13 protein-coding genes are annotated in these 15,422 nt (G+C 65.1%); 2 read left to right on the top strand and 11 right to left on the bottom strand.

Annotated elements, in window-relative coordinates; translation table 11 throughout:
* Position 1: 1 nt before the first annotated feature.
* From thyA to wrbA, 9 genes are read right to left on the bottom strand one after another with little or no spacing between them, the layout of a single operon-like run.
* Complete coding sequence (gene thyA / locus KY495_RS21615) at positions 2-796, bottom strand: thymidylate synthase (RefSeq protein WP_219881341.1); 795 nt, start codon at positions 794-796, stop codon at positions 2-4.
* Positions 780-1,910 carry a low specificity L-threonine aldolase gene (locus tag KY495_RS21610; protein ID WP_219881340.1) on the bottom strand — a complete coding sequence of 377 codons (1,131 nt, stop codon included), beginning with the start codon at positions 1,908-1,910 and terminating at the stop codon, positions 780-782. Before KY495_RS21610 ends, thyA begins: the two co-directional genes overlap by 17 nt.
* Positions 1,907-3,727, bottom strand: coding sequence for an ABC transporter transmembrane domain-containing protein (locus KY495_RS21605; RefSeq protein ID WP_219881339.1), 1,821 nt, complete (start codon positions 3,725-3,727; stop codon positions 1,907-1,909). Before KY495_RS21605 ends, KY495_RS21610 begins: the two co-directional genes overlap by 4 nt.
* 29 nt (positions 3,728-3,756) lie before the next feature.
* Positions 3,757-4,833 (bottom strand): carotenoid 1,2-hydratase, encoded by a 1,077-nt coding sequence (locus KY495_RS21600; RefSeq protein ID WP_219881338.1) that lies wholly within the window; start codon positions 4,831-4,833, stop codon positions 3,757-3,759.
* Positions 4,833-7,382, bottom strand: coding sequence for an FtsX-like permease family protein (locus KY495_RS21595; protein WP_219881337.1), 2,550 nt, complete (start codon positions 7,380-7,382; stop codon positions 4,833-4,835). The genes KY495_RS21600 and KY495_RS21595 overlap by 1 nt, the downstream gene beginning before the upstream one ends.
* The gene (locus tag KY495_RS21590) at positions 7,376-7,852 is read right to left on the bottom strand and encodes a hypothetical protein (protein WP_219881336.1); all 477 of its coding nucleotides are present in this window, start codon (positions 7,850-7,852) and stop codon (positions 7,376-7,378) included. The genes KY495_RS21595 and KY495_RS21590 overlap by 7 nt, the downstream gene beginning before the upstream one ends.
* 11 nt (positions 7,853-7,863) lie before the next feature.
* Positions 7,864-9,273, bottom strand: coding sequence for an FAD-binding oxidoreductase (locus tag KY495_RS21585; RefSeq protein WP_219881335.1), 1,410 nt, complete (start codon positions 9,271-9,273; stop codon positions 7,864-7,866).
* Positions 9,270-9,665 carry a DUF2069 domain-containing protein gene (locus tag KY495_RS21580; protein WP_219881334.1) on the bottom strand — a complete coding sequence of 132 codons (396 nt, stop codon included), beginning with the start codon at positions 9,663-9,665 and terminating at the stop codon, positions 9,270-9,272. The genes KY495_RS21585 and KY495_RS21580 overlap by 4 nt, the downstream gene beginning before the upstream one ends.
* Entirely contained in the window at positions 9,665-10,273 is a 609-nt protein-coding gene (gene wrbA, locus KY495_RS21575; protein ID WP_219881333.1) for an NAD(P)H:quinone oxidoreductase, read from the bottom strand. Before wrbA ends, KY495_RS21580 begins: the two co-directional genes overlap by 1 nt.
* A 61-nt stretch (positions 10,274-10,334) precedes the next feature.
* Here wrbA and KY495_RS21570 point away from each other — a divergent pair, with 61 nt between their 5' ends.
* Both KY495_RS21570 and KY495_RS21565 read left to right on the top strand, forming a co-directional pair.
* Complete coding sequence (locus KY495_RS21570) at positions 10,335-11,714, top strand: YihY family inner membrane protein (RefSeq protein ID WP_219881332.1); 1,380 nt, start codon at positions 10,335-10,337, stop codon at positions 11,712-11,714.
* Positions 11,715-11,876: 162 nt separating this feature from the next.
* On the top strand, positions 11,877-13,010 hold the full coding sequence (locus tag KY495_RS21565) for a HAMP domain-containing sensor histidine kinase (protein ID WP_219881331.1): 1,134 nt from the start codon (positions 11,877-11,879) through the stop codon (positions 13,008-13,010).
* 24 nt (positions 13,011-13,034) lie between these two features.
* Here the strand turns inward: KY495_RS21565 and KY495_RS21560 are convergent, their stop codons facing one another.
* Both KY495_RS21560 and KY495_RS21555 read right to left on the bottom strand, forming a co-directional pair.
* Positions 13,035-13,847, bottom strand: a complete 813-nt coding sequence (locus KY495_RS21560) for an alpha/beta fold hydrolase (RefSeq protein WP_219881330.1) — start codon at positions 13,845-13,847, stop codon at positions 13,035-13,037.
* A gap of 1 nt (position 13,848) precedes the next feature.
* Complete coding sequence (locus KY495_RS21555) at positions 13,849-15,159, bottom strand: O-acetylhomoserine aminocarboxypropyltransferase (RefSeq protein WP_219881329.1); 1,311 nt, start codon at positions 15,157-15,159, stop codon at positions 13,849-13,851.
* Positions 15,160-15,422: the final 263 nt, after the last annotated feature.

The raw sequence follows: 15,422 nt of genomic DNA, 5'->3' as shown, positions 1-15,422 counted from the left end.
GTCACACCGCCACCGGTGCGCGGATGGCGCCATGCGGGTCGTAGCCCTCGAAAGCGAAATCGTCGAACTTGTAGTCAAACAGCGAGTCTGGCTTGCGCTTGATGACCAGCTTTGGCAGCGGCCGCGTTTCGCGCGAGAGCTGCAGGTCCACCTGTTCCATGTGATTGGAATACAGGTGGCAGTCGCCGCCGGTCCAGATAAAGTCGCCCGCTTCGAGTCCGGCCTGCTGGGCCATCATGTGGGTGAGCAGGGCGTAGGACGCGATATTGAAGGGCACGCCCAGGAAGATGTCGGCGCTGCGCTGGTACAGCTGGCACGACAGCTTGCCGTCGGCGACATAAAACTGGAACAGTGCATGGCACGGTGGCAGCTTCATTTTGGGCACGTCTGCCACGTTCCAGGCCGAGACGATCATGCGCCGCGAATCCGGGTTGTTCCTGATCTGGTCGAGCACCTGGGTGATCTGATCAATGTGCCCGCCCTCCGGCGTTGGCCAGCTGCGCCACTGGTAGCCGTAAATCGGCCCCAGATTGCCTTCGGCATCAGCCCATTCGTCCCAGATGCTCACGCCGTTCTCCGTCAGGTAGGCGATATTGCTGGAGCCATTCAGGAACCAGATCAGTTCATGGATGATGGATTTCAGATGCAGCTTCTTGGTTGTCACCAGCGGAAAGCCATCTTGCAGGTTAAAGCGCATCTGGTGCGCGAACACGGAGCGTGTACCGGTACCCGTGCGGTCGGTCTTTTCGGTGCCATGCTCTTTCACATGGCGCATCAGGTCAAGGTATTGGCGCATCGTGCAAACTCGGTCTGGGTAAGGCGTGATTGTAACTGAAGCCCCGGACCAGCAGTGCCAGGGCGTGGCGCACCGTTTCGTCGGCCATGGCGGCCAGGTTGTCGCCCACGTAGATTTCCACCACACTGGTGTCGGGCAGGGCCGCGTGCGATGCGCGCCCGAACAGCCACACGCCATGCTCGGCTGCGATCTGGTTGCGAATCTCCAGGGCGCGCTCGCGGCTCACCGGTAAATGCAGATGCAGCATATTGGATTGCGGCCGGGCCGGATTGACCATGAGCGGCGGATAGTCGCGCAGGACATCGTACAGCCACACGGTGCGGGCAAACAGCGCCGGCATGGCTGCCAGGCGCTCGTCGAACTGCATGGCAGCGGCCACGATGTACGGCGAGCGGTGAATGACATTGCCACCCTGGCGCCGAAAGGACTCGGCGGCGCGTGCCACAAAGCTGCGCGAGCCGGCCAGCACGGCGCCGCCCAGTCCCCCAATGCCCTTGTACAGCGAGACGTAGACGGAATCGGCGCCGGCCACGATCTCGGCCACCGGCTTGTCGAATGCGGCGGCGCATTCCCACAGGCGCGCGCCGTCAATGTGCAGGTGGGCGCCGCGTTCCTGCGCATGGGCCTTGATGGCGGCCAGTTCTTCCCATGCCGGGTTCTGGCCGCCGATTTCGCGCATCGGCACCTCGATGGCGATCGCGCCCAGCCGGTCCGGCACGGCAGCGAGATCATCGCGCGACCAGGGCCGGTGCCGGTCGCCCACCTGCAGCGCGTTGAAGTGCCCGAAAATCTGATAGTTCGACCTTTCATGCACGATGATGTGCGAGGTCGGATGCAGCGCCACCAGGCGCGCGCCGCGCGCTTCGCAGCCCAGGCGCAGCGCGGTCACCTGCGCCATGGTGCCCGTGATGCAGAAAACGGCAGCTTCCTGCCCCAGCAGGCGCGCAAGCTTGTCTTCAAAAGCAGCGATCAGCGCGCCGTCGCCGTAGACGTCATGGGCCACCTGATTGACTTCGCACCACGCGGCCATGGCGCCGAACATCTCTGCCGGTGAACGCTGCCGGTGGCCGGGAAGGACCGTGTGGCAGCGCTGCAGGAGTTCGGCCTCGCTCATGCGTGGGCGGCGTGCACGCTATGGAACTGGAGCGCGGCCAGGTTGGCATAGATGCCGCCCAGGGCGACCAGTGAATTGTGGGTGCCGGTTTCCACGATCTTGCCGTCTTCAAGCACCACGATGCGATCGGCCCGCTGTACCGTCGCCAGGCGGTGGGCGATGATCACCGTGGTGCGGCCGACCATGGCAGCTTCCAGCGCGCTTTGCACGAGGCGCTCCGATTCCGCATCCAGGGCGCTGGTGGCTTCGTCGAGCAGCAGCAGCGGCGGGTTCTTGAGCAGCGCGCGCGCAATGGCAATGCGCTGACGCTGGCCGCCGGACAGGCGCACCCCGCGCTCGCCCAGGAATGATTCGTAGCCCTGCGGCAGGCGCTCGATGAACTCGTGGGCCGCCGCCATCTTTGCCGCAGCAATGACTTCGGCATCGGTGGCGCCTGCGCGGCCATAACGGATATTTTCCATGGCGTTGTTGGAAAAGATCACCGTATCCTGCGGCACGATGCCGATCGCGTCGCGCAGGGTGTGCAGATCGAGCTGCCTGATGTCGACGCCATCGAGCCTGATCTCGCCGCTTTGCGGGTCGTAAAAGCGCAGGAACAGCTGGAACAGGGTGGTCTTGCCGGCACCTGAGGGCCCCACCACGGCCACGGTTTCGCCGGGCCTGATGGACAGCGACAGATGCTGCAGTGCGGGCGCCTCAGGACGCGACGGGTAGGAGAACGTCACGTCCGACAGTTCCAGCGCGGCGCCGGTAGCCTTGCGGGCCGGCAGTGCCACAGGCCTGCCCGGATTCTGGATGGGCGACTTCACCGCCAGCAGTTCCAGCAGGCGTTCGGTGGCGCCGGCGGCGCGCTGCGCCTCGCCCATCACTTCGGACAGGGCGCCGATGGAACCGGCCACGATGGCGGCGTACAGGATGAACTGTCCCAGGTCGCCGCCGGTCATGTCGCCGGCCAGCACCGCGTGGGCACCGAGCCACAGCACAAAGACGATGGTGCCGAACACCAGCACGATGGCCAGCATTGTCAGCAAGGCGCGGGCGCGGATGCGCCGCATGGCGGTCTTGAATGCGCTTTCCACGGAGCCGGCAAAGCGGGTCGATTCGATCTTTTCGTGCGTGAAAGCCTGCACCGTGGGCATGGCATTGAGGATTTCACCGGCCATGGCAGAAGCGTCGGCAATGCGGTCCTGCGAGTCACGCGAGAGGGTGCGCACGCGGCGCCCAAAGGCGATGATCGGCACAATCACCAGCACCAGCAGCACCAGGATGATGGACGAGAGCTTGACGCTGGTGACAAACAGCATGACCAGGCCGCCCAGGAACAGCAGCATGTTGCGCAGCGCGACCGAGATACTGGTGCCAACCACGGCCTGGATCAGGGTGGTGTCGGTGGTGATGCGTGACAGGACTTCGCCAGTCTGCGTGGTTTCAAAAAACTCGGGACTCTGGTCGACCACGTGGCGGTAGACCGCGGCGCGGATGTCCGCGGTGACGCGCTCGCCGAGCCAGGAAACGACAAAGAAGCGTGCGGCCGTGGCCAGTGCCAGTACCGTGGCCACCGCGAACAGGGCCAAAAACACCAGGTTCACATGCTTGACGCTCTGGGCCCCTGCCTGCGTGCCGAAACCGAGGTCGATCATCTGCTTGAACGCGGCGGGAATGGCCAGGGTGGCGGCGGCAGCCACCACGAGCGCCAGGCCGGCAAGGATAAACTGGCGGCGATAGGGACGCAGGAACGGAAACAAGCCCTTGAAGGCGGACAGGCTTCCCTTGCGGCTGGCGTCGGACTGGTTACTGCTGGTGGAGCTCTTGGTCATCGTGTCAATACAGTCTGCTGCTATTATTTTTAAAGTGTCATTGGCCGGCCATAACCCACCAGTTCCAGGTAGCCGTGGCCGGCGGGTATTCCGTCACGCTTGACCGTCACCGCGCCTTCCCAGTAGATGGCGCCAGTCGAGCGGCGCGAATCGAGCTCCTGGTCCTGCTGCAAGGGTGTGATCTGCCAGCGCGTGCCGCCGGTGGCGATCGTGGTCGCCACGGGATAGATTGTGCCGGTACGCGGGGACTTCCAGTGCGCTTGCGGCGTAAAACTGACCTGGTCGGGTGAATACTGGGTCACCTTGCCGCCGGCGTCGCGCAAAGTCGCGTGCGCCCATAGTTTACCACCTTGCTTGCCTCTGATCTGAAAAGCCATCAGCGCCGAGCCGTCGGCAAGGTTGGCACCCACCCAGTCCCAGCCTGCCGCATCCGGGTCCAGCGCCTGGCTGGACCACTCGTGATCGAGCCAGGCGTGGCCCGTGACGGCCTGCATCCGGCCATTGCCGCCGGCCGCGCTGCCGCTTACCTGCAGGTGCGGCTCGCTGTAATAGTAGCTTGCGTGCGACGCGTCCTTTCCCTTGCGCGAATAGCCTTGCTGGCCCTGGAGCAGCATCGGCTGGCCCGGCGTCAAGGTGAGCGCCAGGTTCAGGTGTGGCGACTTGATGCTGACCCGGTAGCGGCCATCGGCCTCGCGCACCATGCGCCAGTCGTCCAGCTTGACGTCGGTGGTGCCGGTTTTGGCATAGGCCAGGCCAAAGCCTTCGCGCGCCGAGCGCTGGTCGTGCGCCAGCTTGCCGGCGGCCGGGTCGGACAGGGCCGCGTGGCCGATGATGAGCTGGCGCGGCGCAAAGGCGCTCGGATTGTCCTTGCCCTGGCCGGTGGCGCTGCGAAAGAAGGTGACCTGAAACCCGAGCGGCTTGCCGTCTGCCGTCTTGAGCCAGCCGGTCACGTACCACCACTCGGTCTTGTATTCCGGATGGGCGCCGTAGTCGGCCGGGAAGGTGAGCGTGCGCCCGGGCGTGACCGGCGCGAATGCCGGGGCGGCCGCACGGCAGGCCTGGGCCACCATCAGCAGGGCCAGCAGAAGAGCTGTGAGAAAGCGCATTACCAGTCCTCCCTGACTGCGCGAATGGGGCCGCCGGACAAGGCATGGCGGCCCGACACGATGGCCGTGACCACGGATGCTGCCAGCAGCGCGCCGGCGACGATGGCAAGCAGCGTCCATGGCACATGCAGCTGCATCGACCAGTGGAACGACTGCGGGTTGACGATGAACACGAGGATCAGGCTGATCAAGAGACCCAGCCCGAACCCGCAGACCACGCCCAGCGCCGACAGGGCGCCACCCTCCAGCGCCAGGATGCGCAGGATTTGCCCGCGCGTGACCCCGACATGGCGCAGCATGCCGAATTCGCGCGCGCGCGCCAGCGTCTGGGCCGAAAACGTCGCCGCCACCCCGGCCATGCCGATCGCAATGGCGATGGCTTCGAGCAGGTAGGTAACGGCAAAGCTGCGATCGAACACCTGCATGCTCATGCTGCGAATTTCGCCCGGCCGCGCAAACTCGAGCGCGCCGCCAAAGGGCAGGGCGCGCATGGCCGCGTCCAGCGCCGTGGCGCCGGCGTCGCCGCGCGCCCACACCGCCACGTCGTTGACGACCGTGTCGCCGCTCAGATTGCGGTAGTGCTCCAGCGGCATGTAGACGGAACCGGCCTGGCTCACGTAGTCGCGCACCGCGCCGGCCACAAAAAAGCTGTGCAGCACGCCGTCAAGCGGCAGGCGCAGGGTGCCGCCCACGCGCACAGGGTACAGGTCCAGCATCGCTTCTGACACCCACACCGGGCGCACGCCGGCCGGTATCGGCGCGCCGTCGCCCTGCAGCACCAGGGTCGCGCCCGGGTCGGCCGCATCGATCCGGCGCGCCAGCAGCATCACGTTGGGCCGCGCCGGGTCCAGCGACACGCCGCGCGCACGGATAAAGTCGATCCGTTCCACACCGGGCAGCGCGCGCAGGGCGGCTTGCTGGCTCGCATCGAGGCCGCCGGCCGTGCCGCTGTTTTGCACCCGCACGTACAGGTCTGCCGGCAGCAGGCGTGTGAGCCAGTCGTCAAGCGAAACCCGAAAGCTCGACACCATGATGGCCATGGCGACCATCAGGCTGAAACTTGCCAGCACGCCGCCCAGCGCGATGCCGGCCTGGCCGGATGCATTGGCCAGCCGCGCCAGCGTGAGCGCGAGCACCGGATGCTGGCGCGGGCGTGCCATCGACAGGCGGTTCAGGATGGAAAACGCGCTTGAAGCCAGGCGCGGCATCATGCCGATGCCGCCCACCAGCAGTAGCGCAATGGCGGCGTATCCGGCCAGCGGCAACTCAAAAATGGGAGGCGCCAGCGCCAGCAGGGCGGCGAGCGCAAAGCACAGCAGCGAGGGCCACACCCGGGCAAGGCGCGACAGCGCTGCTTCGTCATTGCCCGATTTGAGGGCCACGGCCGGCGCCGCGCGCGCCGCTTCCAGCGCCGGTGTCATGCAACCGAGGATGGCCACGGCCAGGCCAAGGGCAAAGAACACGGCCGCGGCCACGGGCGGGAAGTCGACGCTCGGCCGCACCCCGGCAAAAAAGCCGGCGCCAAGGTCGCCGCCAAAGTAATGCAGGGCAGTGGCGGCGAACGCATAGCCGGCCCCGATCCCCAGCGCTGCGCCCAGCACGCCCAGGCTGGCCCCTTCCAGCAGCACCTGGCGCAGCAGCTGGCGGCGCTCCACGCCCAATACCCGCAGCAGCGCAAACTGGCTGCGGCGGCGCATGACCGACAGGGCCTGGGTGGAAAACACGAGGAAGGCGCCCGTAAACAGGGCCACCAGCGCCAGCACTGTGAGGTTGACGCGGTAGGCGCGCGTCATGCCGGACTGGCGGCTTTCGCGATCTGCGTCGTCAGGCTGCTCGACCAGGAAGCGGCCGGGAAAGTCGCGCTCAAGCTCCTGTGAGAGCGTCCGCTGGAACTGGTCGCGGTTGATGCCGGGCCGCAGTTTCAGGTCAATGCGCGAGAGGACGCCGACCTTGTCGAAGCGCCACTGGGCCGCCCCAATGTCCATCATGGCGATGCGCTGGCCCGGGCGCGCCTGGGGCATGCCGCCGGCCACGCGCAGCGTGAAGTCGCGGGTACCGGAACGCAGCAGCAGGTCGCCGCCGTCAATGCGCTGCAGCCAGCTGGCGGCGGCCGGTGACAGGAAGATGGCGTCGTCAGCCAGGATGTCGAATACCTGCTCGCCGCTGCCGGCGCCAATCAGGCCGGGCGTGACAAAGCCGGCCCGGAAGGCGTCGATGCCGACGATATCGAGGCCACCTGGCTTGCCGGGGATGCCCGCCTTGACCCGCAGCACGGGCGAGGCTACCGCGATGGCAGGATGCGCGGCCAGGCGCGGGAAGATGGACTCGTCAAAAAACTCTTCGCGCCCCAGCAGCTGCACGTCGGCCTGACCGGACAGGCTCTTGGTGGCGGCGGCAAACTCGTTAAAGGCAGCAGCGTTGATGAGGTGTATGGCAAATCCCATGGCCACGCCGACGGCAATGGCGGCAATGGCCAGCAGTGCGCGCACCGGATGCGCGCGCCACTCGCCCAGCAAGAGCCAGCGGGACAGTAAATTCAAGCCTAGCATTCCTCCGTCAGGCTGCCGATGGTGCGCTCAGCCTGGCGCCGTACCCTTGCCTTTTCTTCATCGGCCGAGCGGGCCACTTTGTCTTCGAGCTTTTGCTTCGCGGCGTCGACGGCGACGTCCGACGGGGTGGTGGCACTGTCAAGCTGGGTGGCGCAGCGCTGGCGCCGCATTTCGGCGATGCGTGCCTCCGACAGTTCCTGGCGCTGCTCAATGGCTTCGCGCGCTTCGCGTTCCTTTTGCAGCCGGGCAGACTCGGTCTGCTGGCGCTTGAGCTTTTGATCGAGGTCGTCCGGCGTGGGCGGCGCTTCCGGCACGGCAATCTCCGTACTGGGCGCGCCCTTGCAGGGCGAGCCGGAATAGGTCAGTTTGCCGTCAATGCGGCACTTGTAGAGGGTTTGCCCGGACGCGTGTGCGCCCTGGGCAGCGAGCAGCAGAACGAGGGGAAACAGCAGGGACGTTGCGCGTTGCATGATTACACTCCTCAAGTCAGGACTTTACCGGGGTTCATGATGCCCAGCGGGTCGAGTGCCTTCTTAATGGCACGCATCATGTTCAATTCGACATCTGACTTGTAGCGTACCAGTTCATCGCGTTTCAAGGCGCCAATTCCGTGTTCCGCAGAAATCGAACCCGCATGGGCATGCACACTGTCGTGCACGATACGGTTGACCGCTTCCTGTTCGGCAAGGAAGGCATCGTGGTGCGTCCCGTGGGGCGGGGCGATGTTGTAGTGCAGATTGCCATCGCCCAGGTGGCCGAAGCACACCACCTGGCAGCCGGGATAGGCCGCGTCCAGCAGCGCGTCGGTATGGGCGATAAAGTCGGCAATGCGGGAGATGGGCAGCGATACGTCATGCTTGATGTTCTTGCCCGCGGCCGCTTGCGCCATGGATATGTGTTCGCGCACTTGCCACAGGGCACGCGACTGCGCGAGCGAGGTCGCCACCACGGCGTCGTCGGCAATGTCTTGCTCGAGTGCCGCTGCAATGGCGCGTTCGAGCAGGGTCTCGGCGTGGTCTTGCGATTGACTGCTGGACAGTTCGATGAGGGCGTACTGGGCGTGGCGCACGGAAAATGGCCTGGGCAGCGCAGGAAAATGGGTGGCCACCAGTTCGAGCGCCAGATCGGACATGAGCTCGAACCCCGTCAGGCCGGCGCCGCACTGGTCCTGCATCAGGGTCAGCAGGTCGAGCGCGGCGCGCGCCGAATTCATGGCCACCAGTGCAGTGAGGCAGGCCGCCGGCTGCGGATACAGCTTCATGACGGCCCCGGTGATGATGCCCAGCGTCCCTTCGGCGCCAATGAACAGGTCACGCAGATCGTAGCCCGTATTATCCTTGCGCAGGCCGCGCAGCCCATCCCAGATCTGCCCCTGGGGCGTGACTACTTCCAGCCCCAGGCACAGGTCCCGGGTATTGCCGTAGCGTAGCACCGCAGTGCCACCGGCATTGGTGGACAGGTTGCCGCCCACGGTACAGCTGCCCTCGGAGGCGAGCGACAGGGGAAACAGGCAGCCGGCCTCAGTGGCTGCCTGCTGGACCTGCTGGAGCAGGCAGCCGGCGTCGGCGGTGATGGTATGGTTGACCGGGTCGACCTGGCGCACGCTGTGCATGCGCACCAGCGACAGGACCACCGCATTGCCGGCCCCGTCCGGCACCCCGCCCAGCACCAGCCCGGTGTTGCCACCCTGCGGCACGATGGGTACGCCATGCTCGGCGCAGGCGGCGACCAGCTGCGCCACTTCGCCTGTGCTGCCGGGACGCAGCACGGCCACCGCCTTGCCGGTAAAACGGCCGCGCCAGTCGGTGAGGAAGGGCGCCTTATCGGCCTCGGCCGTGAGCACGTGGGCACTGCCGGCAATGGCGCGGCAGCGCGCGAGAAACGCCGTCATCTGGTGGAATTGACCTTTTCCAGCAACTCCTTGGCAATGCGCTTGGCTGCCTTTTTATAAGGCCGCAAGAACAGCAGCGCGCAGGTAAAGTACACCAGCACCAGGATGATTTCGCCCCAGGCCATGAATTGCGACAGCGGACGGGTGGCGCTCCAGGCGCGCACCACGCCTTCCGTGAAATAAATCAGGATGACCATGGACGACCACTGGAGCGTGTAGATATCGCGCTTGATCACCCCGCCCAGGGGAATGAGCAGCGGCAGCGCCTTGAGCGCCAGCCACGAGCCACCCGGGGAATAGGGCGCCACCACCATTTCCCATGCCACCAGCCAGCCGATCAGGGTGACCAGGCTGATGATGGCACCCATATGGAAGAATTTTGGCGAGTCCATCAGCGCGCTCCCAGCTTGAGTGCGGCTTCAGCCAGGCGCTTGCCCATGGCCACGGCCAGGCGCTTCTCGTCCTCGCTGATGGGCTTGTCGCCATCCAGGCCGGACCAGTGGGTGGGGCCGTACGGGCTGCCGCCGGTGGCGGTCGTCATGAGTTCGGGATGGGTATAGGGCAGGCCCATGACCATCATGCCGTGGTGAAGTAAGGGAATCATCATGGTGAGCAAGGTCGATTCCTGGCCGCCATGCAGGCTGCCGGTGGACGTGAACACGACGGCCGGCTTGCCCGACAGGCTGCCGGACAGCCACTGGGCCGAGGTGCCATCGAGGAAGTACTTCATGGCCGAGGCCATATTGCCGAAGCGGGTAGGCGAGCCCAGCGCGAGCCCGGCGCACTCTTCCAGATCCTCCAATTCCACATAAGGCGCCCCGCTGGAAGGGATGGCGCTTTCAGTTGCCTCGCTGACGGCCGACACGGCCGGCACCGTGCGCAGCCGCGCCTCGATGCCGGGAACGCTGTCAATGCCCTGGCCGATGAGCTCGGCAAGCTTGCGGGTGGCGCCATGACGCGAGTAGTACAACACGAGAATATTCGGGGAAGAGGTGTTCATCGTTGGTATTATAGGGCGCTTTAGCTTATTGATATCGGCAGCGCGCCACCTTTTTACCACCATGCTTTCCACATTTTCCCGTTCCACCAATCAAAAGTTCCAGGCCGGCGCAGATGTGGTTCGCGGCCTGACCTGGCGCGAAGTGCGCGACCTGATCCTGTTCGCGCGCCGCCGCCTGACCGAAGAACGCTTGCAGCAGGTGGCAGGCAGCCTGACCTTCACCACCACGCTGGCCCTGGTGCCGCTGCTGACCATCGTGCTGGCCATCTTCACCACCTTCCCCGTTTTTAACAATTTCCGCGCGGCGCTGGAGTCGTATTTTATCCAGAGCATGATGCCCAAGGGGATTGCCGACACCGTCACCAGCAACCTGACCCAGTTTGCAGACAAGGCCAAGGGCCTGTCGGCCGTGGGCGCCGTGGCGCTGCTGCTGACTTCGGCCGCCATGATGAGCATGATCGAGCGCGTGTTCAACCAGATCTGGAAGGTCAAGCGCAAGCGGCCCCTCGGCCAGCGCGTCACGATCTACTGGGCCTTGATGACGCTGGGGCCGCTGCTGTTTGGCCTGTCCATCACCGCCACCACCCAGCTGTTCCTGGCCACCGGTTCGCTGGCAAGCATTCCGCCCATGGTCAGCACGGTGTTTTACACTGCCGTGTCGGTCCTGCTGACCGCCGGCGCCTACACGGCGCTGTTCATGCTCGTGCCCAACAAGACAGTGGACTGGCGCGATGCGATCTGGGGCGGGCTGGCCGCTGCCATCGCCTTTGAAGTTGCCAAGCGCGTGTTTGCGATGTTCGTGCGCCAGTTCCCCACCTATTCCGTGATCTATGGCGCGCTGGCGGCGCTGCCGCTGCTGCTGGTTTGGATCTACCTGTCGTGGATGATCACCCTGGTCGGCGCCGTCCTCACGGCCGCCTTGCCGGTCGTGAAGTACGAGCGCTGGTGGTACAAGCCGGTGCCGGGCGGCGCATTTGTCGATGCCATGGCGATCCTGAAGGTACTGCACGGCAGCGCCCAGGTGAACGGCTCGCACATGGTCTCGAGCGCCACCATCCGCGCCCATACGCGCTTTGGCTACGATGAGATGACCAGTTTGCTCGAACGCATGCTCGCCGTGGGCTGGGTGGGACGGGTGACGGCCGATGTTACGCCCCCCTCACCGTGGCGCAAGCGCACGGTCGAGGGCACCGACAATTGGGTGCTGCTGGCCAACCTGAACCAGCTGCGCCTGGCCGACGTGTATCGCCTGTTCGTGTTCCGCGGCGCGGCGCTCGATTCCGCCCGCGCGCCGGACGCCGACAACAAGTCACCCATGGAACTCGATACCGGCGCCCTGGCGCGGCAGGTGGAGATGGCCGTGGAAGAGGGCCTGGAGCAATCCGTGGCCGCCCATTTTGCCAAAGGCACGCTCGGCCCGCCCGAGGCCGAGCCTGCCTGACCCGACCTGTCAGGCGCGCCTGGCCTGGCTGGTCGATGGCCGAGGCGGGACAGCGCACACGCGTCTTGACTGTCATTACGCGTTACGGAGTAGTATGTCTGCTTAATCGCCCACAAAGTATGGTGGTACGCCATTTGCGCAGACCGAGCAGGAGTCACCCGAATGCTATACCAATTCCTAGACAATAATGTGGACGAGCTTGTCGATCGCTGCGCCGCGAAGGTGGCCCAGCGGCCCCACCGCAGGGCGACGGAACTGCAGCTGCGCAACGGCATTCCGATGTTTCTCAGTCAACTCATCAAAACTTTGAAAGCCGAGCAGGAAAACGGTGCGGGGGCGGGCCTGGTCATTTCCGGCGCGTCCGGTGGCGGCGACGCGGCCGCGTCGTCCGAGATGGGCGTGAGCGCAGTGGCCCACGGCAATGCACTGCTGAGCCTTGGTTATACGGTCGACCAGGTGGTGCACGACTATGGGGACCTGTGCCAGGCCATCACCGATCTGGCCGTGGAGCGCGACGCGCCTTTTTCAGTGGACGAATTTCGCACCCTGAACCGCTGCCTGGACAACGCGATTGCCGACGCCGTCACGGAATTCACCTTCCAGCGTGATGCCACCATTGCCCTGGTGCAGTCAGCCGATGTCAACGAAAAGCTGGGCTTCCTGATGCATGAGCTGCGCAATTCGCTCAGCGTGGCGATGCTTGCTGTTGCCGCCATGGAAGCTGGCACCTTACCGATCAAGGGCGCCACCGGAGCCATTCTCAAACGCAGCCACACCGCCATGCAGCGCCTGATTGCCGAATCGCTCGACGAGGTGCGGGCCAGCGGTGCCGGCAAGGGTGCGGCAGAGATCTTTTCGCTGGCGCAGTTTATCGAAGAGGCAAGCGGTGCGGCTCAGCTTGACGCTACCGAGCGGGGAATCGATTTTAGAGTGGCCCCCGTGGATGCCACCCTGGCCATCCAGGGCAATCGCGACCTGCTGCTCGCGGCCCTGGCCAATCTGCTCAACAATGCCTTCAAGTTCACCCGCGCCGGTTCCCGGGTGACCCTGGCGGCCAATGATGGTGGCGAGCGCGTGTATATTGAAGTGCGGGACCAATGCGGTGGGCTGGGGATCGGCGACGCGGAAAAGATGTTTTCCCCGTTTAGCCAGCGCGGCGACGACAAGACCGGGCTGGGCCTTGGCCTGTCGATCGCCCGCCAGAGCATTGCAGCCGACAACGGCCGCCTCACGGTTGAAAACCTGCCCAACGTCGGCTGCATTTTCCGGATCGATCTGCCGCGCCTGGCCTTGTAAGCCGGCTGCGGCCAGTGCCGGCAGCTAGCGCGCCAGGGTTCCCGCAAACGCGAACAGTGCATCGAGCACGGCGTCGGGCTGTTCGGCCATCAGCGCATGTCCCGCGTCCACCTGCACCACCTTGCCGTGGCCAATCGCGCCGGTCAGCTGCTTGGTCGAACGGGCTGGTGTCATCATATCCTTGCTGCCGAAAATGAACAGGGCAGGACAGCGCACGGCTTCTGCCGCCACCTGGCCATTGGCGTAGGCATTGCATGCGAAGAAATCGGTGTAGAACAGCTGCTCCGGATTGATGGCCGACATGCGCTGCATCAGCCGCCGGGCGCCGCCCATGACGGAAAATCCGGGACCGGGGCATGAAGGCTTGTGCGCGATCGACGAGTGCGAAAAAATGTTCACCATGTCGATGGCGCCTTGCTCATGGTTTTTTGCCGTATCGAGCAGCGCATCCGACACCTTCATCGGATACGTGGTCCCCAGCATGGCCAGGGCCGTCACGCGCGCGGGCGCCTTGTGCGATGCCTCCAGCGCCACCAGGGACCCCATGCTGTGGCCAATCATGAAGGCCTGGTCCACGCCGCAGGCGTCGAGCACGGCCAGCACCCAGTCGGCCATCTCCTCCACACGCGGCATTGCCTGGCCTTTGCTGCGGCCATGGCCGGGCAGGTCCACTGCCAGCACGTTCCAGCCGTGATGGGCAAAGTAGCGCGTCTGCAGCGCCCATACCGAATGGTCATTCTGCGCGCCGTGGATAAACACGGCCGTCGGCTGGGCGCCGTTGAATGCCTTGCCGCCGGTGTAGCAGTAGGCGTCAACGCCTTGTACTGTCAGAATCATGTCATGCCCCTTTCTGCGACAGCTTCAGGCCGCGCGCCAGGTCTTCAATCAGGTCGTCGGCGTCTTCCAGGCCAATCGACAGGCGCATGGTGCCTTCGGTGATGCCGGCAGCGGCCAGGTTCTCGGCCGGGACCCGGAAGTGGGTGGTTGAAGCAGGGTGGATCACCAGCGACTTGGCGTCGCCCACGTTGGCCAGGTGCGAAAACACCTTGAGACTGTCCACGAAGCGGCGCCCGGCGGCGCGGTCGCCTTTCAGGCTGAAGGAAAACACGGCGCCGGCACCCTTGGGCAGCAGCGTCTTGGCCAGTTCGTAGTCGGGATGGCTGGTCAGTTCCGGATACGACACCGATTCCACCGCAGGGTTCTTGAGCAGCCACTCGATGACCTTGCGCGTGTTGGCCACGTGCCGGTCCATGCGCAGGCTGAGCGTCTCGATGCCCTGCAGGACGGCGAACGCGTTGTGGGGGCTCATGACGGCGCCAAAATCGCGCAGGCCCTCGCGCCGCGCGCGCAGCGAAAACGGGGCCACGGTCGATTCCTCGGCAAACACCATCCCGTGGAAACCGTCATACGGCTCGCACAGTTCGGCGAAGTGGCCGGTCTTGTCGTAGGCCGCCTGCCAGTCGAAGGTGCCGCCATCGACCAGCAGCCCGCCGATGGCCGTGCCATGCCCGCACAGGAACTTGGTGGCCGAATGGAATACCAGGTCGGCGCCATGATCGAATGGCCGCAGCAGGTAGGGCGTGGTGAAGGTGGAGTCCATCATCAGCGGCAGGTGATGCTCGTGCGCGATGGCGGCCACCTTGCCGATGTCGAGGACATCGAGACCAGGATTGCCGAGCGTCTCGGCGAACAGCACCTTGGTATTGGGGCGGATGGCGCTACGCCAGGCGTCCGGATCACGCGGGTCGACGAAGGTGGTCTCGATGCCGAAGCGCTTGAGCGTGTAGTGCAGCAGGTTGTGCGAGCCGCCATACAGCGCGCGCGAGGCGACAATGTGCGATCCGGCGCCGGCAATGGTGGACAGGCCCAGGAACATGGCGGCCTGGCCGCTGGCGGTGGCAATGCCGGCCACGCCGCCTTCGAGCGCGGCGATGCGCTCTTCGAGCACCGCGTTGGTGGGGTTGGAAATGCGCGAATACACGTGGCCGGCGCGCTCCATGTTGAACAGCGAGGCGGCGTGATCGGAGTCCTGGAAGGCGAACGAGGACGTGAAATAGACAGGGGTTGCGCGCGCGCCGGTGGCCGGGTCTGGCGTGGCGCCGGCATGCAGCGACAGGGTGTCGAAGCCGGGATATCGAGGACCGCTCATGGTGGACTCTGGTGGTTGACAAGGATGGGCCGAATCGTAGCATGCAGATACCGCACGAAAAAATGGTTTCCTCGCTAAAATGGTGAAAATGGCAGCGAGCGGGCCGCCAAGGTCACCGAGGACGGTTTGATTTTGCGCAATGCTGGATTTTTTGCCACGCTTACGCTACATTCGGAGGCAAGGCTGATGCGAGTCAGCCGGCAGTCAGCATGAAGCCAGCAATAAGCCGGCAATAAGCCGGCAAAAAGCCAGCAATAACAGCC

The sequence above is a fragment of the Massilia sp. PAMC28688 genome (assembly GCF_019443445.1).
Taxonomy (GTDB): domain Bacteria; phylum Pseudomonadota; class Gammaproteobacteria; order Burkholderiales; family Burkholderiaceae_D; genus Telluria_A.
This window is presented reverse-complemented; position numbering and strand designations above follow the sequence as displayed.